This window comes from Acanthopleuribacter pedis, from assembly GCF_017377855.1.
Lineage (GTDB): Bacteria > Acidobacteriota > Holophagae > Acanthopleuribacterales > Acanthopleuribacteraceae > Acanthopleuribacter > Acanthopleuribacter pedis.
In genome coordinates, this window is the sequence record NZ_JAFREP010000005.1 from 267,812 (window position 1) to 289,022 (window position 21,211).

General features: G+C 57.5%; 19 protein-coding genes. 3 read left to right on the forward strand and 16 right to left on the reverse strand.

Annotation, left to right across the window (positions count from 1 at the left end):
• Nucleotides 1-571 precede the first annotated feature (571 nt).
• The 10 genes from J3U88_RS07750 to J3U88_RS07795 form a co-directional block, all read right to left on the reverse strand.
• Complete coding sequence (locus tag J3U88_RS07750) at nucleotides 572-2,194, reverse strand: peptide ligase PGM1-related protein (protein WP_207858050.1); 1,623 nt, start codon at nucleotides 2,192-2,194, stop codon at nucleotides 572-574.
• 265 nt (nucleotides 2,195-2,459) lie between these two features.
• Entirely contained in the window at nucleotides 2,460-2,912 is a 453-nt protein-coding gene (locus tag J3U88_RS07755) for a DUF420 domain-containing protein (RefSeq protein ID WP_207858051.1), read from the reverse strand.
• A gap of 253 nt (nucleotides 2,913-3,165) precedes the next feature.
• A complete protein-coding gene (locus tag J3U88_RS07760; RefSeq protein ID WP_207858053.1) occupies nucleotides 3,166-3,636 on the reverse strand; it encodes a hypothetical protein in 471 nt (156 codons plus the stop codon).
• Nucleotides 3,637-3,639: 3 nt separating this feature from the next.
• Nucleotides 3,640-4,023, reverse strand: coding sequence for a response regulator (locus J3U88_RS07765; protein ID WP_207858055.1), 384 nt, complete (start codon nucleotides 4,021-4,023; stop codon nucleotides 3,640-3,642).
• Nucleotides 4,020-4,889: an HDOD domain-containing protein gene (locus J3U88_RS07770; RefSeq protein WP_207858057.1), complete on the reverse strand. Its 870-nt coding sequence runs from the start codon at nucleotides 4,887-4,889 to the stop codon at nucleotides 4,020-4,022. Before J3U88_RS07770 ends, J3U88_RS07765 begins: the two co-directional genes overlap by 4 nt.
• On the reverse strand, nucleotides 4,886-5,374 hold the full coding sequence (locus J3U88_RS07775; RefSeq protein WP_207858059.1) for a chemotaxis protein CheD: 489 nt from the start codon (nucleotides 5,372-5,374) through the stop codon (nucleotides 4,886-4,888). The genes J3U88_RS07770 and J3U88_RS07775 overlap by 4 nt, the downstream gene beginning before the upstream one ends.
• Before the next feature lie 326 nt (nucleotides 5,375-5,700).
• Nucleotides 5,701-6,648, reverse strand: a complete 948-nt coding sequence (locus J3U88_RS07780; RefSeq protein ID WP_207858060.1) for an RluA family pseudouridine synthase — start codon at nucleotides 6,646-6,648, stop codon at nucleotides 5,701-5,703.
• Between the two features lie 13 nt (nucleotides 6,649-6,661).
• On the reverse strand, nucleotides 6,662-7,447 hold the full coding sequence (locus tag J3U88_RS07785) for a prolipoprotein diacylglyceryl transferase family protein (protein ID WP_207858062.1): 786 nt from the start codon (nucleotides 7,445-7,447) through the stop codon (nucleotides 6,662-6,664).
• A 2-nt stretch (nucleotides 7,448-7,449) separates the two neighbouring features.
• On the reverse strand, nucleotides 7,450-7,953 hold the full coding sequence (locus J3U88_RS07790; RefSeq protein WP_207858064.1) for a signal peptidase II: 504 nt from the start codon (nucleotides 7,951-7,953) through the stop codon (nucleotides 7,450-7,452).
• Nucleotides 7,943-8,278, reverse strand: coding sequence for a hypothetical protein (locus tag J3U88_RS07795; protein WP_207858065.1), 336 nt, complete (start codon nucleotides 8,276-8,278; stop codon nucleotides 7,943-7,945). Before J3U88_RS07795 ends, J3U88_RS07790 begins: the two co-directional genes overlap by 11 nt.
• A gap of 334 nt (nucleotides 8,279-8,612) precedes the next feature.
• Here J3U88_RS07795 and J3U88_RS07800 point away from each other — a divergent pair, with 334 nt between their 5' ends.
• Entirely contained in the window at nucleotides 8,613-9,227 is a 615-nt protein-coding gene (locus J3U88_RS07800; protein WP_207858067.1) for a PepSY domain-containing protein, read from the forward strand.
• Here J3U88_RS07800 and nusB read toward each other — a convergent pair.
• The 3 genes from nusB to J3U88_RS07815 form a co-directional block, all read right to left on the reverse strand.
• A complete protein-coding gene (nusB, locus tag J3U88_RS07805) occupies nucleotides 9,204-9,719 on the reverse strand; it encodes a transcription antitermination factor NusB (RefSeq protein WP_207858069.1) in 516 nt (171 codons plus the stop codon). The genes J3U88_RS07800 and nusB overlap by 24 nt on opposite strands.
• A gap of 183 nt (nucleotides 9,720-9,902) precedes the next feature.
• Entirely contained in the window at nucleotides 9,903-10,895 is a 993-nt protein-coding gene (locus J3U88_RS07810; RefSeq protein WP_207858070.1) for a formyltransferase family protein, read from the reverse strand.
• Between the two features lie 90 nt (nucleotides 10,896-10,985).
• On the reverse strand, nucleotides 10,986-12,299 hold the full coding sequence (locus J3U88_RS07815; RefSeq protein WP_207858072.1) for a PhoH family protein: 1,314 nt from the start codon (nucleotides 12,297-12,299) through the stop codon (nucleotides 10,986-10,988).
• A 1,056-nt stretch (nucleotides 12,300-13,355) separates the two neighbouring features.
• On the opposite strand from J3U88_RS07815, the gene hemW reads away from it, so the two are divergent.
• Entirely contained in the window at nucleotides 13,356-14,495 is a 1,140-nt protein-coding gene (gene hemW / locus J3U88_RS07820; RefSeq protein ID WP_207858074.1) for a radical SAM family heme chaperone HemW, read from the forward strand.
• Between the two features lie 826 nt (nucleotides 14,496-15,321).
• On the opposite strand, the gene J3U88_RS07825 is transcribed toward hemW, so the two are convergent.
• The 3 genes from J3U88_RS07825 to J3U88_RS07835 form a co-directional block, all read right to left on the reverse strand.
• A complete protein-coding gene (locus tag J3U88_RS07825) occupies nucleotides 15,322-16,041 on the reverse strand; it encodes a lytic transglycosylase domain-containing protein (protein ID WP_207858076.1) in 720 nt (239 codons plus the stop codon).
• 358 nt (nucleotides 16,042-16,399) lie between these two features.
• Nucleotides 16,400-18,997, reverse strand: a complete 2,598-nt coding sequence (gene alaS / locus J3U88_RS07830; RefSeq protein ID WP_207858078.1) for an alanine--tRNA ligase — start codon at nucleotides 18,995-18,997, stop codon at nucleotides 16,400-16,402.
• A 159-nt stretch (nucleotides 18,998-19,156) separates the two neighbouring features.
• Nucleotides 19,157-19,774, reverse strand: coding sequence for a TetR/AcrR family transcriptional regulator C-terminal domain-containing protein (locus J3U88_RS07835; RefSeq protein WP_207858079.1), 618 nt, complete (start codon nucleotides 19,772-19,774; stop codon nucleotides 19,157-19,159).
• 237 nt (nucleotides 19,775-20,011) lie between these two features.
• On the opposite strand from J3U88_RS07835, the gene J3U88_RS07840 reads away from it, so the two are divergent.
• Nucleotides 20,012-21,145: an MBL fold metallo-hydrolase gene (locus tag J3U88_RS07840; protein WP_207858081.1), complete on the forward strand. Its 1,134-nt coding sequence runs from the start codon at nucleotides 20,012-20,014 to the stop codon at nucleotides 21,143-21,145.
• Nucleotides 21,146-21,211 lie beyond the last annotated feature (66 nt).

The window sequence follows — 21,211 nt, forward strand, 5'->3', positions numbered from 1 at the left end:
GGCCGCACCCTGGGTGCTTGGGGTTCACGGAGGGTAAAACGCTGAAGGCGTTGACACCAGAGGCGTTGTGGATTAAAACCACCGGTGGTTGGTTTTGTGGTGCCGGCACCTCCGGCGGCCTACACGACGGGAACCCCAAGGGACCCAGGGTAAATGGTTGTTCTACAACCATTTACCCTGGGCTGAAATCCGTAACACCTTCGGTGTAACCAGTTGTTGTTCGCCTTCGGCTCACGTTTAAAATCAGTTGTGGACCACACACGGCGGTGTGCGTACCCGCTTCGGGGTACGCCGGGTCAACGTTGGGCCAGACAGGTGGATGGCGGGGAAGGGGTACGCCGGGTCAACGTTGGGCCAGACAGGTGGATGGCGGGGAAGGGGTACGCCGGGTCAACGTTGGGCCAGACAGGTGGATGGCGGGGAAGAGGTACGCCGGGTCAACGTTGGGCCAGACAGGTGGATGGCGGGGAAGGGGTACGCCGGGTCAACGCCCGTCCATAGAGTGAGGGGACGTGTTTACCGGACATCGAACCAACACCCGTTCAACCTGGGTGTCATCAAATCAGCAAGGCTAGAAGCCGATGTTTTGTAGGTTGCTTGGTGGAGCGCCCAAGTAAAAAGCGGTGCGCTCCTTGCGGCGGTTGGCTTCTGCCTCGCCGTCGAGCACCTTGATTGTTTGTTGGTGGAGCTGTTTGGTTTGCTCCCGGGTGTTGGCGATGCAGGTGATGCCCAACTTGCCGAACTGACTCAGCGAACCAATCATGTGGAAGGCCACCCCGTCTTGCTCGACCGTGTGGTAGTGGAGATCGTGGTACACCGCCACGTCGATCAGGTCTTCCGGGCCCATACCCACGTACTGCGGGTCGAGCAGGTTGTCGGTGGCGAGGTAGTACTTTTCCTGACCGGAATTGGAGACGTAGATGCCTTTTTCCTCGTTGTAATCGCCTTCGATCAGGAACTTCATCATCAGGAACGGGTGGGTGGTGCCACCGCGACGCAGGTTGATCTCGATGGCGTAACGCTCGAAGCCGTTGGGGGTTGGCACGACAATGAAATCAACCGCGAACCGGCCGATCACGCCTTTGGTGCTGAGCACTTGGGCCACCTTGCGGCCGTCTTCCTGCAAGACCTTGCGGTAGTCGCGCCGCGCCGGGAACCAACAGCCCATGAAGACTTGGCCGTTGGGACCGCCCATGATTTGGTCGTGGGTGGAAATGACCTGGGGTTCGCCGATGGCGTTAACCCGTGCCTGTACCGAGGGGGAATCCTTGTTTTCGCCTTCAATGAAGGTTTCGACCACGCCGCGTAATTTTCGGAACTGGCTCTCGAAACGCGGCCAGGTTTCGTTTTGGGATTCAAAACGAAGGTTGTTGAGCTGTTGGGCGATGTGTTGACGGCGATCCTCTTCGTTGGCTTCCCGGTGTTTCTGGATGTCGTCGAAGAAAAACATCGCGTTGCCTTTGCCGGAAAAGCCCTCGTTGAGTTTGACCACGGCGCGGCGGATGTCCGGCGTTTTTTGCCAAAGGTCGTCGAGGGCGGTGACGATGTCGTGTTCGTCGCGCAGATCCTCGTGGCCGTAGGGCACGGGAATGCCTGCCGATTTGAGGATGCGCCGACAACCGGTTTTGCTGCCGAGGTAGTGAAGCGCGGGGTCGGTGCCGTAGACGGGGATACCCAGACGCACGGCGAGGGTGCGCTCAAAGGGGGTGGTGTTAAAAACCACCATGTGGGCGCGGTCGCGGTCGCCGATGTACTTGCGCATGCGGTCCATGAGCCAGGGGCTCTCAAGAATTTTTTGGGTGAGCGGCTTGGGGCTGGTGTCGCCGCAATCGAGCATGATCAGGCGCCGCATGGCGTGGCCGAAGGGGACCCCGGTCAGGAAGTTGAGGTAGTACTGGGTGATGAGCGGGTGGATGCGGGTGGAGGACACAAAAACAATGCGGGTGCGGGGCCGTTTGAGCAGCATGAGCATGCACAGCAGGCGCTCCTCGTAAAACATGTGGCCTTCAACTTTGGAAAGCTCGGACTGATCCAAGGAAAGCGAGGGGATCACCACGGTGGTGTGTGGGACACGCCGATCATTGGCGAGTCGAGAATAGATGTTGGGCAATTTTGCCATCAGGCGATTAAAAACCGCGATTTCTTGGTCGGAACCGGGACATGGAAAGTCCCTGTCGAGCGTCGTGTCCACCATGCGCGTCTCCAGATTGTCCAAGGCTAATTCATATCGTTAAATATAAAACACTTAGCATTTCTAAAACAACTGCAAGCTGGGAAAACTCGCGATCCGCGCGGATCGGGTTGATCCGCGATGCGCACGCATGCGTTTTTTTGCGAGATCTTGCGATTGAGTCACAATAACCAAGCCGTTCGAAAAAAGAAACAGAGCCCTGAAACGGGCGACCTATCCTCGCCGTGTCGCCCCCGGTTCTTCAAGAACGGGGAATGCAAACGGTGGGTTAAAGACGGTTGGCCATGCCCCACAAAATAATGGTAGCGGTGAACAAGCCACAAAGCGCGGATGCGATACAGGCGCGGCCGAGTTTACCGTGTAAGCGGCGCTGCTTCTGGTGCACATCTGAAACGGAATCGCCGGTGAGGGAGGTTCTGAACGTGTGGGCGAGCCATCGCGCCCAGCCGCCGGTTAACAACATCAGCGCAATAAAGGTTTCGTGGATGTACAAAGTATAGAGATAAAAAGGGGTCCAGTTGGTTTTGTCCTCACGACCTAGCACGATGACCTTCACCACGTAGGAAACGACAAAAAAGAGGATGAGGTTAATCGCGGCGCCCATCTTTTGTTTGTGGGCTTGAATGTCGCCGGCGATGATGTTGCGCCAACCGAGAATGGCGAAGAAAACGGCGGTTGTGGTTAAAAGGTAGGCGTAACCCCAAAACATTAAGTTCATCATGCGAAACGCAAACTCCAAGTGTGTGATCCTGATGTCGGACCAACAAGATGAGAGCAACCATAGCATTGAACACCCATAAAACGAAGGACAGGACTGTGCCCAATAAAACAAACTCGAAACACCGCTGAATCATCTTAATTTTTTAGCTGGGTTAACGCGTGTGGCAAGGTGGAAGCTTTTGGCTTTAATTGACTTGGTAAAAGGAGTCGCGTTGCTTCCCCGGCGAGCCCGGCCCGGACATTTTTTGATGGGGTTAGGTCGCGTCCGTCATTTTTTCCAAGACCACATAGGCGTTGTATTCCTCGACCTCGAACTCCAGAATACAGCGGTTATCGGCGGGGGTCAGATAATCAAGTGGTTGCTTGATAATATGTGGCAAACCAATCAACATATCCATTTTTTGCGGGGCCAGAATGGTTTGAATATGGCCGGCGGCGGTGTTGCACACTTCTTTATTGAAGTCCGCGAACAAGGCCGGGGTTAGGTCGGCCCCGCCGGAGGCTGCATCGAAAAAGCTGCCGACCTGGTCGTTGGTAAGCATCAACACGAACCGGAACGCGAGGGGTTCGGGCATGTCAATGTAAACCGCGGTAAGGCCGTCCGTGTCGCCGGTAAACGCGCTGAGAACGCGGTAACTAAAGACCTGTGCAAAAGCCAGTCCTTCAAAGGAATCGGTCAGGGCTTTTTGCAGTGCTTGGTGGGTGATTTCCTGCTGAATGTCCATGGCTTAGTCCTCGAAAACACGGGTTTCTTTCACGGCTTTATTAAGCGTCGCGGGGGAGATGGGTTTGCTGACGACGAAATTGGCGCCGTACTTCATAAAGGTTTCGCGATTGTCTTTGTTGGCGGCGCTGGAAATGATGATGACCGGGATGGTGTTGAATTTGGGCGAGGCTTTCAAGCGGCGGATAAACTGGTAACCGTCCATTACCGGCATGTTCATGTCCGTGACAATCAGGTCGTAGGGATGCTGCTTTAAGGCTTCCAGGGCTTCGCCCCCGTGTTTGGCCTCGGTAAATTCGGCGCCGGCACAACCGACAATTTCCAAATACTGGCGGATGATCATGCGCGCGGCCAGGGAGTCGTCAACAATGAGTACGCGTTTGGTCATTGGGCTTGCTCCTCTTGATTAAATTTGGCCATGACGGTTTGGTATTCCTCGTGGATGTCCATCATAATCTGGGGCAGGGTCTCGAGCTCCCATTTGCGGTTGCGCACCACGAATTCATCGATCATCGGATCCATTTGGTACTGCATGTTGTCGCGTTGGGTGCCGAATCCCGCCATCATGGCAAACATATCGCCGAGGTGAACCGCAAGGGCGGTGCGGCGGTAGGCGGGTAGGGCTTGGCTGGGTTGGTGATGGAAGCTGATGGCTTGAACCAAGTCTTCCGGGAGATGCCACTTTTGGGCAATTTGGGCGCTGATTTGCGCGTGGTCGATGCCAAAGTGCTGTTGTTCGTAATCGAGGAAATGGGTGATGTTTTCGGGATCCTCGGTTTCTTTTTCGGCAAGGAAGGACGACAGCACCAGTTTTCCGACATCGTGAAACAAGGCGGCGGCGTATGCGCTTTCCGGGTTGGTGTTGGGTGTGATGCGTTGGGCGCAGATGCGGGCCGCAATGGCGCTGTAGAGGCTGTGCCGGTAGAGATCGTCGGCGCTGGAGGCGTAACCGGTGAGTGCCTGGTTGTACGTACCGCGCACGCTGAGCTGGAGCGCCAAGTCGAGCACGGCTCGCGCGCCCAGCAAGGTCACGGCGTGGGGTACGGAAGAGATCGTGCGTTTGATGCCGAAAATGGGGGCATTCACTGTTTTTAGGCAGCGTGCCGCCAGGCTGAGGTCCGCTTCGATCAAGGCCGACAGTTCCGTCGTTTGGTATGTCTCGTTACTGAGCAAATCAATTAACTTTAATGTGGTTGTGGAGATGGGCGGGAGACTGTTGAGTCGGTCCGCCGCCTTTTTTGCAAAGTCCGTCATAGTTCCCACCGTCCCTTGCCGGGAGACTGCAAGTACATGCGCCCCGAATCGACCTCGACCCATACCGTTCGTGAAAAATTACCGCCGACATCCTCGGCAATGGCGGCCATGCGGTGTTTCCACAGTTCCTTGCGACAGGACAAAATATTGCGTTTGCCAATGTCGAAGGTGTTGTTGGTATCCATCACCGAGGCGCCACCCGCCAGCTTAAACACCAACTCGCGGGGGTTTTTGAGGCCGAGCCGTTGGAATTGCTCCAGCATCGCGGGGATGCCGGTGTCGGCAAAGTAGCCGGGCGTGAGATTGGCCTTTTCGGGGTTGGTGCGCGAATGGGGCAGCACGATGTGGGCCATGCCGACGGCGCGCAGCCGAGGGGCCACCGCGATAATGCCGACGCAGGAGCCCAGTGCCATGGTTTTAATGACGTCACCGGGGGTGTTGGAGGCGTGAATACCGCCCAAGCCGATCATATGTGTTTGCGACATAGCCTCATACCATCGCGGCGGGGCCGCGTTCACGCTTTGTTTATGAAAAACCACCGCCAAGAAAAGCACGCGCTGAGGCGGTTTCTCTTAATCGTGGTGTTTCAATAGGTATCAGTCTCAATTGGAATACCCAAGTTTAACCGATACGGGGGCGTGACCCAATGGGAAATCGGGGCATTGTCCAAACGAGGCGGCATTTTACCTGGATCGGGTGGCTCTGAGGGATGAACAGCCCCAAAAAACGGGCTGGTCTGGGTCGGTCGTTTTGTTTTCAGGGGCTAGGTTGGGGACGCCGCCGCCGGGTTCCAACAAGGCGGCGGGAACACCTAGTAAGGCCACTTGGCGAGGGCCGCGGCGCAAGCGACAAAAGCCTCGGGCGGTGCTTGCTTAAAGGTGAGTTCCTCGCCGCTACGTGGGTGGCGGAAACGCAACATCGCGGCGTGGAGCATCGGATAATCCGGCATCGCCTCGAATTCCTTGGCCAGGTTGCGGTGACGGTTGCGGCCGTAAAGGGCGTCGCCCACCACCGGGTGGCCGATGTGGGCCAGGTGAACGCGCACCTGGTGGGTGCGGCCGGTGAGGATGTGGACATTGAGTTTGGCAGCCTCGCTCCATCGCGCCACCAGCTTGTAGCGTGACAACGCGTGGCGACCCTGTTCGGCCTGGGCGGTCATCATGTAGCGCAGGCGCGGGTGGCGGCCGATGTGGCTTTCGATTTCACCGCGTTCGGGATCGGGTGCGCCCCACACCAGGGTTTGGTACAGCTTGGTCACGCTGTGGGCCTGCCATTGTTCCTGCAAGTGTTTGTGGGTAAAGTCGTTTTTCGCGACAAGGATCAGGCCGGTGGTGCCTTTGTCCAAGCGGTGCACGATGCCGGGCCGCATATCGCCGCCGCGTGTGGCCAGTTGCTCGAAATGGTAGGCCAAGGCGTTGACCAGGGTGCCGGAGTAGATGCCCGCGCCGGGGTGGACCACCATGCCGGGCGCTTTGTTGATCAGCACCAAGTCGTCGTCTTCAAAAACGATGTCCAGCGGAATGTTTTCGGCGCGCACGCTGTCGACCGGTTCCTCCTCGGGGACGGTCAAGGACAGCTCTTCCCCGCCTTGCAGCAGGTAGGAACCCTTGCGGGCTTTGCCGTTGACCATAACCGCGCCTTCTTTGCACCAACCTTTGATTTTGGTGCGGCTTACCTCTTCCAAGAGGTCGGCCAAATACACGTCCAAGCGCTCGCTGCCGTCGAGCTCGGTCACCTGGAATTTCTCTTCACTTGTCACGATGCGTTTTCCTTCAACCGGAAGTGTTCTTCCGGCTCAAACCTTTGAACTTCCATAACGTCCAGCCGATTGCCGCCGCCATGCCGCCCAGCGCGATGAGCTGGGATGTGCTGATCATACCGTCAAACCACACGCCGCGCACGCCGTCGCCGCGGTAGTTTTCAATGATTGCTCGGGTGAGGCCGTAGAGGAACACGAAAGCGGCCACAATTTGGCCGTCGAATTTACGGCGACGCAGCAGCCAAATCAAGATGCCGTAAAGCACAACGCCGTTTATGAGACTCACAATTTGGATGGGGAACAGGCCGACACCGGCGGGCGCGGGGCAATGGGCGACCTCGGGGAAATGCAGGGCAAAGGGGCCGTCGTAGTGGACCCCGTAACAACAGCCCGCCAACAAGCAGGCCACGCGGCCCAAACCAATGCCGAGGGCCAGGTGCGGCGCCATCACATCCAGGGTTTTGACAATGGGTAACTTATGGCGGTTGAGGTACCAAATGACACCCAGCGCCCCGCCGATTTGACCGCCGTAAATGACGCCGGCCGAGCGGATCGTATCCAGAAGTTTGGCGGGATTTTGAATGAAGTCGTCCAGTTCGACGATGATCAGCAACAGTTTGGCCCCGATTAGGCCGAACAGCAGGCCGGAAACAGCGGCGTCGGTCAGTTGTTCGGGATCCAGGTCAAGACGCGCGCCCTCGCGGCGCAACAAAATGGTCGCGATGATAAACGCCGTGACCAGTGCGACGCCGTAGCTGGGAACCTCGAAACCAAAGATTTCAAATAAAATAGGATGCACGATTAGACCTCGTTCCGGTTTTTGGTCGGGGTGCGGAGGATGGCAACCCACAACCACAGGCAACCGGTCGTCAAACATAAGTCGGCGAAATTAACGGTTAGTCCGCCCGGAAAAAAACGCAGCAGCAGCCAGTCGGTGACGTAGCCGAACCACAGCCGTTCTAGGGTGTTGCCGAGTGCGCCCGCCATCATGCAGGCCAGCGCGCCATGCAGCGAACGCTGGGTCGCCGGGGTGAAGCAGGCCCAGATGAACAAGGCCGCGGTGGCGGCTATGCCGACCCACGCGGCCGAAGAATCACCTGGCGCGCTTTCCATGGCCCAGAGACCGTGGTGCCGCACCATGAAAACACCGATTTGGTCGCGGATCATCCATTCAACCCCGCCAAATTGTTGCGAGGCCCAATGTTTGCTCCAAAAATCAAGGCCGAGGCCGAGCGGAACACAACCGTAAATGACCCACAACCAGTGGGTTTGGGTTGGCGGTTCCGCCGCGGCGTTATTCGCCAATTTCCTCTAAGTGTTTCTGCAAATCGTTTTCGATGCCTTTGAATTCTTCTTCGTCGACTTCGATGTAGGCGTCCTCTTCCTCTTGGCGCATGACGAAGAAAATGCTCTGTTCGTCACCGTAGTATTCGTTGAATTCCTCGTCGGTCATGGTGTCCATGCGTTCAAAGTCCTCATAAAGCGCCATCACAGCGTAGCTGCTCTCACCGGATTTAAAGGTGCTGATGACCACGAACTCTTCGGTTTCACCGTCTTCGGTTTCCATCTCTACCACTAAAAACTCTTCTTCTTCACCATCAAGTGCTGGGTTTTTTGGTTCTTCGGTCATGGCGGGACGTCCTTTGCATCGCGTGGTGCGATGTTGATGCGAGCCTGTGTGGTCAAAATGGGTGACCGCACAAGATATCGCTGGAAGCATAACGAATGCGCTCATTTAGCACAAGCGATAAGAAACAGGATTTGACGGCATTTGAAAGCCCGTTGGCAAAGTCCCGCCGGGCCGCACCGTCACCTGCTTTCCGGCGAGGTTTTCTTTGCGATTCAGGTTGCATGGGTTAGATTCAGGACGCCCTCGGTCGCCACACCACCAACCTGCCGTTTTGTCAGATGTCCCGGCTTCGGAAAACGTGCTCCCTGGGAAAAACTATGATTTTGGATGTGTTATGAATCGACGAATTCACCGTATTTTGGCGCTTGTGCTGACCTTGCCCTTTTTTGCTTGGGCCGTGACCGGCATCTTTTTTCACCTTAAGCCGGGTTACGCCGCCGCGTATGCGATGCCCCGCGTGAAAACCTACCCGCTCGGCGAGCTGCCGGCGCTGACCCCGCAACCGTCCTGGCACCGAATCCAGTGGACGCGCACCGTGCTGGGGCTTCACTTGCTGGTGGAGGCGGACGGTAAAAAGCGTCATTTGGATCCGGCCACCGGTGAAGACTGGACGCCGGACCTGGCCCAAATCGAACGTTTGGTGGTCGACGCCCTCGCCGAGGATCCCGTGATCGGCGGCAAGGTGATCGAGGTGGCGCTGGACCGGGTAACCCTGGACAACGGGCGTACCGTCCAGGTTCATTGGCAAAACCTGGGGTTATCACAAAAGGGCCGTGACACGCGGTTCATCAACTGGATGTACGAAATCCACTACCTGCGTTGGACGGGGATCCGTTCCCTGGATCAGGTATTGGCACCTTTTGGGTTGGTGTTGGTTACTGTTCTTTTGGTTACCGGCCTGCGGTTGTGGGTGAAAAGCTCGCCCTTATTCGGCGGGCGGTTTCGGTAGTTCGGCTTCAACCGAGGGAAGATCCGGTTCAATCGAGACCGCCTCGGCTTCGTTTGCCGGGGTATCGGTCGCGGCGTTGAAGCCGTCGCTGTTGCGCGCACACCACGCGTGCAAGACCCCATTAATAAAGGTAGGGCTTTTGTCGGTGCCGAACATCTTGGCGAGGGTGACCGCTTCGTCGATGACCACTTTCCAGGGGACCTCGATGTTTTTGGCGAGTAACTCAAACAAAGCCAGTTCCAGGATGATACGGTCCAGGGTGGCGATGCGGTCCAAGGTCCAGTTTTTGAGGTAACCATTGATTTCCAGATCCAGTTCCGTGCGCTGCTCAATGACACCCCGTGCGAGCTGGGAACTAAATGCGCGGGTGGTTTGGTCCGCGTCGATATTGCGCCAAAAGTGGTGCAGAATGTGGTCCAGGGTGTCGCCACTGAATTCGAACTGGTAAATCATTTGAACGGCAAATTGGCGGCCGCGGCTTCGGCTTGACATGAAGACCTCGTAACGTTTAATCCATCATGGGTCGCCCACATCAGCCGATGCGGGTCGGTCTATTGACCGCAACACGTGTCGGCCACGCGTGCGTCCCACAGTCTAGCCGCGCCGTCCGCAATAGGCAAGTACGGATGCCGCCCGTGATCGGCAAGCACCCAACGCGCCGTATGCCGTGACGGCTTATTTCTTGGCGGCGGCTTTGACCCGGTTCCTGAGTGTTTCATAAGGCAGCAGGCGTTTGCCCGGTTGTAAAACCTGTTTCAGCAGGCGGGGGGTTTGCCAAATCGGCTGATCCAAAACACGCACCCCGCTCAGCAGCATGGGCGCGCCGCCGATAAAAACCGAAACCTGCCACAGACCCGCCCCGATCACGGTCCCATTCGGTTGTTTTTCCGGCATGGCGGGCAACGGCCAGCACTGCTTAAAGCTGAACAGAAAGCTGTCGCAGCCGGCGACACGGGGATGGTGCGCGTGGCAGGCCTGGGTTCGCCGAATCAGCGCCGCGGGCGGCTCGTCCAATTTAAGCAGCCGCATGCGCGGTCGGAACTTTATTGCCTCGGTGACCGCGCCGGATTGGGGGGTGGGTTCGATCCCCGCGCGGATCATTTCGACCACCTTGGTGACCGCTTCCGGCACCACCGCGATGAAGCGCGCGTAATGATCGTCGTAGGTGCCGCCTTCAATTCGGGCCAGGTTTTGTTGATGGTAAATCGCACCGCCGTCCAGTTCATCTTCCAGGCGGTGAATGCTGATGCCGAATCCCGGTGCTTGTTCATCAACCACCGAAAAAATCGGATCGGCCCCGCGTAACAAAGGCAATCGCGAGGGGTGGACGTTGATACCGCCGTGGGGGAAAAGCTGCACCGTTTTGCTCGGAATCAAATGGGGCCAGCCAAAAACCAGCAACAGGTCGGCGCCGCAGTGGCGCACGAACGCGTGGATGTCGCCTTGGTCCAAGCGGCGCGCCACGCGGATGGGGATGTCCTTACGGCGGCAGACGTTACCGATATCCCAGCCGGCGAGATCGTAACGCCAGAAGGGGAGGCCTTGGCACTGGGTGCGGTAAACCCCTTGGTAGGGAGAAATAACCGCGGGCACCTCGCAACCCGCGCGCAAGAGCGCGCTGACGACACCCCCGGCGAGGCGTTCTCCTGTGGCCGTCAGTATTTTCATGTTTCCTGTCTTTCCTATGCAAAGGCATCCATGGTTTGAGCCCGACGAGGTCCAAGCGCCGGCCGCGGCGGCGCGACGCTTGGGGGTTCGTTATAGGAGGTTGCTGGCTGCTTCCGCCAAGGGCGAACGTTCACCACGGGTTAAGGTGACGTGCCCGTAAAGCGGGTGGTTGCGGAAACGGTTGACCAGGTAGCTGATCCCGTTGGTGGATGCATCCAAGAACGGGTGGTCGATTTGGTTGGGGTCGCCGGTTAACACAATTTTGGTACCGTGACCCGCGCGCGTGATGATCGACTTAATTTCGTGGGGCGTCAGGTTCTGCGCCTCATCGACCAGCATGTACTGGTTGGGAATGCTGCGACCGCGCATGTAGGTCAAAGGTTCGACCACCATCCAGCCTTTGTCGATAAAGTATTCGTAGGTCACCTGGCCTTTGCCGAAGTCCTCGGAGTTGCAGTGGAGGATGTACTCGAGGTTGTCGAATATCGGCTGCATCCAGGGGCGAATCTTTTCGTCAATATCGCCGGGCAGATAACCCAGATCTTTGCCCATTGGGTGGATCGGGCGGGATACCATCAAGCGGTGGAATTTGTTTTCGTCTACCACGATTTGTAGGCCGGCAGCCAGTGCGATCAGGGTTTTGCCCGTTCCGGCCTTACCCACCAAACTCACCAACTGGATTCGCTGGTCCAACAGTAACTCAATCGCCAAGCGCTGTTCCACGTTTAGCGGTTTTACGCCCCACACGTCGCGGACCGGCGGCAGCGCCGACAAACGACCCGTTTGGGGATCGAGCCGCGCGGGAATGGGTTCTTCCGAGACATCCGGGCAACTCACAATGAAAAATTGGTTCAAAGAGCCTTCTTCCGGTTTTTCGATTGATCGCGTGTTGGACAGCTCTTCCCAGGCTGCCGCATCGACTTCCAAATCGGAACAGCCCGTGTACAACTCATTCAGTTCGACCTTGTCGTTGGAGTAATCTTCCGCGGGAACGCGTAATGCATCTGCTTTGATACGCAGGTTTACATCTTTGGTGACCAGGATGCAGGTCCGCTCCGGGTTGTGGTTCATTTGGTGAACCGCCACGCCCAGGATCCAGTTGTCGTTGTTCATCGACGAGTTGCGCGTGTTCGATTTGAGGCTGACATCGGCCGATTCCAGTGCCGCCCGCAAGGTGCCGCCTTCATCCAGGGGCACGCCGTCGCTCAGGCGACCTTTGGCGCGTTCCTTATCGAGGAAACGCGAAACCATCCGCGCGTTGCGGCCGACCTCGGACTGGTCGCGCTTAAATTTATCAATTTCTTCAATGACCACCAGGGGAACCAGGACTTCGTTTTCCTTGAACTTGTAAATCGCCATGGGGTCGTGGATGAGTACGGTTGTATCAAGTACAAATGTTTTCATGGGTGGGGTGTTCCTTAAGCTTACCTGGCTATGATGTTTCGCGGGGCGGGATCCCCATCGAGACGAGGGGTGTCGGCACAGGACATCACATCAAACGGTCCGTGACCGTCCGTGTTGTCGAAGAACCCGTGGATGATGCGTTGTGTGGGTGCTTGCTTATCCAATCCAAAATCCAATCGCCGGGTCAACCGTGTTGGTCGGGTGTGCCGACAATCTATGATTCCCCACCTGAAATGCCCTTTATGACATGAGCCTGTCGGGTAGTCGGGCTGTGTCAAAAAAGCGTATCTCGCCAGGTGTCAGAGGGTTAGGCTGGTTCTGAAAAGTGACGCTGCCCGTATGGTGTTGGGGACCGGCCGACGTTCTGAAACGGGTTTTCAGGATTGTCGCCCAGCCGCGATCACATGCGCCCGTGGTTTCTCTTTTGGTTCGGCCAAGTGGCGCTGGTTCAGGTGGAGCCTTGCCGACTATACCATGAGCCCCGCCGCGACCTAAGCAAAAAGCCCGGTCCCTGGTGGGTGGATGTTCCGTGATTGTTGCAAGCACCTCGGGGTTTTCATCTTTGGGTGGGTGGATGGGGGGTTGCTTGGTTTGGCCTGGTCGTTTGGGGGGTGAGGGGGACCTCTCTGAGGATGACTGGATGAATTGAGGATGGGCGATGGGCCGTGGTTCGTTTGGCGGGGCGAATACCGGCGCGGAACGGGCAAAACCAAATCGTCCATCCAAGCATGCTCGGTACTTACCAATAAAAAAGGTTGGCGTAGGGTTTTCGAAAAACAAAACGAACCAGGTGGACGCCTTCATCCGCGGCGGAACAGGCAGCACCAAGCAGGCAACGCGCATCGCCCATCCTCATACCATCCAGGCATCCTCAGAAATAAACCCACCACCCCTAACCTACCCAAGCAAAACCAAGCAAAGCCAAGCAGGCCAACCCAAATCACCCCCATCCACTCGGAAAACCAAGCAGGCCAACCCAAATCACCCATCCTCAAACCATCCTCCATGTAGAATGGAATGGGGCTTTTCCCCTATCTCTTTGAACTAGGTTGGTGGATGTCGTCACTCGCGCTTTATATCCATGTTCCTTTTTGCGGCCAACGCTGTTCCTATTGCCATTTCGATATCAAAGTACTCCATCCCCAATCTGATTTTGATGCGTTCCAGCAGCGTTATGTTGTCGCCCTTCAGCAGGAGATGCGCGCTTATGCCGCCGAGGTTGGTGAGCGCCCACTGCATTCCGTGTTTTTTGGCGGCGGTACGCCCAGTCGCCTGTCGCTGCCCGCATTGCGTGTCTTGGTTCAAACCCTGCGCGAATGTTTTGTGACCGTACCCGATTGTGAATGGTCGATGGAAGTGAATCCCGAGGACGCCGTGCCGGGGTACTTGGCCCAACTCAGAGCCCTGGGCTTGACTCGGGTTTCCTTCGGTGTGCAAACCTTCGACGCGCGCGGTCTGCGCGCGCTCAAGCGGCCCCATGGCCCGGAGCAGGCCCAGCGTGCCTTGACCGCTTGTCGGGAATTGGACTTCTACCACGGCTTTTCCCTCGACCTCATGCTCGGGTTACCCTTTCAAACGCGGGCCACCTTGGCCGAGGATCTGGCGCTGGTGCGCCGTTTGGAACCCGACCACGTTTCCGTGTACATGTTGGAGACCGACTTACCCACCAGTCTCGATAAGACCCGCGCCAAACTGCCCATGCCGAGCGAGGACCGGCAGGCCGATTGGTACGAATGGGTGGTGGCCGAACTCGGCGCCGCCGGCCTCGAGCATTACGAGATCAGCAATTTTGCCAAAATCGGTTTTCGCAGTCGCCATAATCTGACCTATTGGCGGCGCGGCGATTATTTGGGGCTTGGTCCGGCCGCGCACGGCACCCTTGGCGGTCGTTACTGGGCCAACCACGGGCACCTGGCTGTCTGGCAACGTGCGGTTGCAGAAAAAGGCAAAGGCGTGGCGGAAGAGGAACACCATGACGCGGCCCGTCGCCGGAGTGAGCAACTCATCCAGGGTTTTCGGCTGATGGACGGGGTGCCCTTGCACGACCTGTCAGCCGCGCAACAACAGGCGCTTGCACCCTATGAGGGTGCCGGCTTGTTGCATCGCCGCGGTGCGCGCATCGCTTTGACTACCAAGGGCTGCCTGCTTGCCAACGAAGTTTTTACCGCTTTGCTCGACGGTGATGCCGCGCCCTAAGGTCACCGGTCGATCCAAGATCAGGTAGGCCGGTTTGGGTGGTAAATGCCGCATTGTGACATTTGCTGTTTTGCGGCATAAATGCTTGGGTTTGCGTCGGTTTAAAGTTTCGCATTGTACCAAAATGACGCCTCCCCGACGATGAATTTACACAGATTTTAATCAAACCTTCACCTTTGGTGCTAGAATGGCGTTCTCCACTGGTTATTAGGTTTAATCCGTGGATCACTTTAGAATGGGGAGGTCGATACGTTCTTATGCGTAATATTGTTTTAAAGAACACCGAAGTGCCTTCTCGCGCTTCTACACCCTGGCAAGAGGATTTGGCGGTGGATCTCCGTGAGACCCGGCCCGCTGATTCCGTGAATTCATCACTCAAGCAACCGATGCCTACCACCTTGCGTCGACCCAGTTCGACACAGGACCTGATTTTTATTTAATGTCAACGCGGTTGTTGATTCGAGTACCTTGCTGATCGCCTGAACCCGTCGGCGGATGGGGACGCGTCTTGTTCGCGTTTAAGATACCCCCGCCGCGGGTTCAACTCATCGCCTCGATGGGTTTGGATGTTTTTGGCGTTGCATGGGTTGGTTTGCGTTTTTTTACGAGGATAAAAGGATGAAGTGAGGATGCAGATCAACACTGCTCCCCCTGTTCACCTTTTCCCACCACCGATGATGCCGTCGCGCCGATCTTTGGACGGAAAAGGGGTTTGCCTGATTGGGTGACGACCCGGTGTGATGTCGGCATCGGGAAGGGGCCGGTTTGATGCCGGGTTTTATTCCAGATGGTGACCTGATTCCCGTTTGGCTGTCTCAGGACCTGCTTAGTCGGCGTTGGCGCTTTTGGATGTGGTCTGGCGGGCGGCGACCAGCTTGGACTTGCGTTTGGCCGTGCCGTCGAAGGGATGGCTGGTGTCCGTGTAATGGCGCCGGATCTTTTTGACGTAATGTTTGGTTTCTTTGTAGGGCGGGATGCCTTTGTGGCGATCCACCGCGTTTTCACCCGCGTTGTAGGCGGCCAGAACCAAGTCGACCTCACCTTCGAAATAGCTGAGCAGGTAACGCAGGTAACTGATGCCGCCGCGTACGTTTTGACGCGGGTCCCAGGCGTTGCGCACGCCGAAGCGTTGGGCCGTGGCCGGCATGAGCTGCATCAGACCCATGGCGCCTTTGCTGCTGATTGCCGCCGCGTTGTTGGCGGATTCAATGCGAATCACCGCCTTGACCAAATCCGGGTCGACCGACATCGAGCGCGCGATGGGTGTGACCAAGCTGTGAATTTGTTCGTCCGTTAGGCGTCTGCCCTTTAGGTGGCGCGACGTCTGCGCCCTTCTTTGTTGTTCCTTGGCACGCACGTGCTTGGGGGTGAAGGTATCGACCAATTTAAATTTCTTTTTGGTTTTGGTGGCGTCTTCCATGGGTTTGTCGGTGATGACCAACTTGCCCGCTTTGTTGCGGTAGGCGTATAACTTTTGCGCCATCACGGGTTGTGTGGCCAGAAACCAACCACTCACCAACATTAAAAAACAACATGTCCATTTCATCTTGAGGGCCCCCAGAGTGTGCCGGTAATCTCATACATCGGCCCATTCGCCTAAAGCTATAGCGCAATAGCGCGGCCGGAAAAGTGCGTGGCACGCCTCAAGCCGCGCCAACAGCGAGTTCCCATTATACACGAGAGCCGACAGGCGCGCGTTGTCTCGCCGAATTCTCAAGCAATCCCTTGTGGCGACGGGTTTCCCGAGCCATTGTTCCCGGCCGGCTAAGTCTTGGATCTGCTTGGTTTTGACCTTTCTTGTGCGTTTTTTGCCACCGCTTGGATTTTTGCGGAAATGTGCGACAGGGCAAGAAAAAAGCGGCCGGAATCGGCCGCTTTCGCGCTTGTTCAGGTTGTTGGCGGGGTTAGCCCTGAAGCAAGGCCAAACCTTTTTCCAGCGCGTCGCCCAGCTTGTCCGCGTCGCGTCCGCCCGCCATCGCCATGTCGGGTTTGCCGCCGCCTTTGCCGCCGACAACCGCCGCCATCTCGCGCACCAGGTTGCCCGCGTGGACGTCCTTGCGGTTGGTTTTCACCAGTAATTGGACCTTTCCTTCGTTTTCCGCGCCCAGCAGGACCACGCCGTCTTTGATCTTTTTCAGCAGCTCGTCCGACAGTTGGCGCAATTGGCCGCCCGCTACCTCGCTCACCTGCTTGACCATGACTTGGAAGTCGCCCACGGTTTCGATGCGTTCCGCCGCGCCGCCGCCTTTGGCCAGTTTCATTTTGAGATCCTCGACCTTCTGCTGCAGCGCGCGTTTCTCTTCCTGGGCTTTTTCCAAATCGGCCAGGAAGCTGTCGCGTTTGAGGTAGAAACGGTCGGCCGCCACCCGCAGCAGGTCTTCCGACTCGCGGAAGCGTTCCAACGCCTTGGGACCCGTCAGCGCGATCAAACGGCGTACGCCCGCGGCCAAACCCCGTTCGCTCACGATTTTGAACGAGCCGATTTCACCCGTGGCGCCCACGTGGGTGCCACCGCAAAATTCTTTGGAATAGGAACCCACGCTGACCACGCGCACCGTGTCGCCGTATTTGTCGCCGAAAAACGCGATGGCGCCGCTGTTGCGCGCATCGTCTTGACCCATCACCGCCGTCTCAACCGTTTCGTTGTTGAGAATTTCGCCGTTGACCAGGTCCTCAACCGCTTGAATCTCGTCCAGGGTCATCGGGGCGAAGTGGTTAAAGTCAAAACGCAATTTGTCGGGATCGACCAAACTGCCCGCCTGACGCACGTGCAATCCGAGCACATCGCGCAGCGCTTGGTGCAGCAGGTGGGTGGCGGTGTGGTTCTTCATGGTGTCGCGGCGGTTAAGGCGGTCGACCGTCGCTTCTACCTCGGCACCGCTTGCCAGCGTGCCCGCGACCATTTTGCCGTGGTGCAGGACCAGATCCAGGGTTTTGGTTGTTTCGGCCACTTCAAAACGACCCTCGGCCGTGACCAAGGTGCCTTTGTCGCCGACCTGGCCGCCCGACTCGGCATAAAACGGTGTGCGGTCCAAAACGACCACGCCTTCTTCGCCGGCGTTCAGGCTGTCGCGGCCTTCGTCGCCGACCAGCAGAATTTTGACGGTGCCGCTGTCGGCCAGGCCGCCGTAGCAGGTCATTTCCGTGGTGAACCCCGCTTGCTCCAAGGCCGGCGGCGTTTTCTTGGCGCCTTCGCCTTTGGCGGTATCGGGACCGGCGGTATCTTCCGGTTTCACCGTTTCGGGGTCGAGTTTGATGCCGGCGTCGCGGGCCACATCGGCCATCAGGTCAAGCGGGAAACCGAAGGTTTCGTAGATGTACCAAGCGACCTCGCCGGGGAATTCCGGGCGTTGTTCCGCGGTGAAGCGGGCCAGGTACTTTTCGAGGATCGGCAAGCCGTTGCGGATGGTGCGCTCAAATTGTTTTTCTTCGATCTCCGTCAACAACTTAATGTTGGCTTTTTCGGTGACCAACTCGGGGAAAATCGCGCCCATCTTCTCCACCACCAAATCGGTCAAGCGGTGTAGGAACGGTCCTTCCTGGCCAATGTGGCGTCCGTAGACCATGGCGCGGCGCATGATGCGGCGCAACACGTATCCGCGCTTTTCGTTGGAGGGGCGCACGCCGTCGGCCAGCAAAAAGCTGGTGGCACGCAAGTGGTCCGCGATCACGCGCAGGGCCGCGTCGCCTTGCTCGTTGTCGCCTGGTTTGACGCCCAGTTCGGCCGCCGCCGGTTGCATGATGTCCTGCAACAGGTCGGTTTGGTAGTTGCTGGTCACGTCCTGCATCACGCTGGCGATACGCTCCAAACCCATGCCTGTGTCCACGCTGGGTTTGGGCAGCGGGGTCATGGTGCCGCTTTCATCGCGATCAAACTGCATGAAAACCAGGTTCCAGATTTCGACAATTTTGTCGGAACCACTTTCAATTGCCTCGTAGGGATCGGCAGGGCCCGCCACGCGATCCCCGTAATCGTAAAAAATTTCGGAACAGGGGCCGCAGGGACCGGTGTCGCCCATCGACCAAAAGTTGTCTGCTTCGTCAAAGCGGAAGATGCGTTCTTCCGGGACGCCGATCATGTCGCGCCACAGGGCGAAAGCCTCGTCGTCCTCGCGGAACACGGTCACGTACAAGCGGTCCGTGGGAATGCCCAGGTCGACCGTCAAAAAGTCCCAAGCGTAACGGATGGCGCCTTCTTTGAAGTAATCGCCAAATGAAAAGTTACCCAACATTTCGAAAAAAGTATGGTGGCGCGCGGTGTAACCGACGTTGTCAAGGTCGTTGTGTTTGCCGCCGGCGCGCACGCACTTTTGCGAGCTGCAGGCGGTGGTGTACCCGCGGTCTTCCAAGCCGAGAAATGCATCTTTGAATTGGTTCATGCCCGCGTTGGCAAACAGCAGGGTGGGGTCGTCGGCGGGAATCAAAGACGACGATGCCACGCGCTGGTGACCGTTCTTTTCAAAGAATGATAAAAATCGTTCGCGAATCTCGGCTGATTTCATGGTGGGTTCCTCCCTAGCATCCACCCGAATGATCGACTTCGGGCTGTAAAACCCGCCATCATAGCACAGACCTCGGTTTTGGTTCCGCCTCTTGGGAACACCCATTTTCTTTTGTATATAAAGAGCTCGCCGTGGGTGGAACCCGGTGGCGATTCGGCCTTAACCGCGACCGTGGTGTCCCAAAAACATTCGGACCGAATCCTTGATGATGTGGGCGATTTGCGCCAGCTCGGGCAAGGGTTCGCCCATCAAAAATTTCGGCCAAAACAGGAAGGCTTTTACCAAGGCAACCAATTGCGTGGCCGCGTAGTCGGGATCGACCGGTTTGAGTTTGCCGTCGGCAACGGCCGCGGCGATCAAATCGGCAAAGCCTTTGTTGTGGCCCTCGAAGCGCTCGCGGATCGCTGTTGAGATTTCGCCGTCCTTCAAAAACTCCGCGATCAGGATGCGGGAAAGGGTCATGTAGGCGTCCGAACTGATTTTGGCGAAATAGTTTTCCAGGGCAGCCTGTAGCTGATCCGCCATGGGTTGGGCCGGTTCATAGTCGATGCGGCTCGCCGCTTGAAACTCGGCAATGGTGAGGTCGATGATCGCGTAGAACAGCGCCTCTTTGCTTTGGTAATGCTTGTAAAGCGTTCTTTTCGAGACCTGTGCGCGCTCGGCGATGCGGTTGATGCGGGCGCCCGCGAAGCCGGTCTCGCGGAATTCTTCAATGGCCGCCGCCAAAATATCGGCTTTCTTTTGATCGCTGAGCTTGAGCTTGGCAGAAGAAATCACAGACACCCCGCAAGAAAAAGTAAACAATCTGGTGTACCGTCCCGTTTACGGTTGGTATGGTAAACATTCTTGTTTACCGTTCGGCCTCGGGTCAAGGGGTTTCCAGCAGAGGACCTTCCCCCCTTGTTAAGGTGTACGACCATGAAAAGCAAACACGACGCAAACAATCGGGCTTTTCGCCGGATGCGGGTTTTGAGATGGGCCTTTTTGGCTGCGATCATTTTGGGAGGTGTGACGATGATTCATATGTGGCGGGCCCTGGGTTCGAAGCCGGAAGGCGAACGATTGGCACGGGTGCAGCAGTCGCCCAACCATCGTAACGGCGTCTTTCGCAACGCCCTCACCAATCGCGAGGATATCGCCGCGGCCCTCGGGCAAATGATGCGCGGCGGCGCGCAACGCAGCCCCGCCGAGCCACTAACCGTGGTGCGGCGCACACGCGAGGATTACGCCAAGCCGCCCGTGGACGGGCTGCGCGTTACCTGGTTCGGGCACAGCAGTATTTTAATTGAGATCGACGGCAAACGCATTTTAACCGATCCGGTTTGGGGGCCGCGCACCTCGCCCTCGCCGTTCTTCGGGCCGAAACGCTTTCACCCCATGCCGCTTGCACTGGAAGAACTGCCGCCTTTGGACGCGGTGCTCATTTCTCACGATCACTACGACCACCTCGATTTTCCCACCATCCAACAACTGGCCGGCACGGATGTGCCTTTTTACGTTCCGCTCGGCGTAGGCGCACACCTGGCCTACTGGGGCATTGAGGAACACCGTATTATTGAAATGGATTGGTGGCAGGAAGCAACCCTGGACCAGGTGCGTTTGGTGTTTACGCCCGCCCGCCATTTCTCCGGCCGCGGCCTCAAGCGCGACCGCACCCTTTGGGGGAGTTGGTCCCTGGTCGGACCGCAACACCGCGTTTTTTTCAGCGGCGACTCGGGCATGTTTCCCGGCTTTAGCGAGATTGGTGAGCGCCTCGGCCCCTTCGACATCACGCTGATGGAATCCGGTGCTTACAACGGCGCCTGGCCGGATGTTCACATGGGACCGGAGCAGGCGGTGCAAGCCCACCGCATGGTACGCGGCAAGCTGCTGATTCCCGTCCACTGGGGCACCTTCAGTTTGGCGGCCCATGCCTGGACCGAACCGGCCGAGCGTATTTTGGTTGCCGCCGAAAAAAAAGGAGTGCGGGTGTTCATCCCACGCCAGGGCGAGCGGGTGTTGCCAGGTCAGGTTCCCGCGCAACAGCGCTGGTGGCCCGACATCGCCTGGCAGACTGCCGACCAAGCACCGGTCCTTTCCACCGCCTTGCCCGAGGCGCTTCGCGGCGAGTTGGCCTCCGATTTGCCGGTCGCCGCGCCAAGCAAGTGATCTAATCATTCCGAAACCAACCCGCGGCGCCCCTCCGTTTCGCTTTGTGCTAAGGTGAGGGGGAAA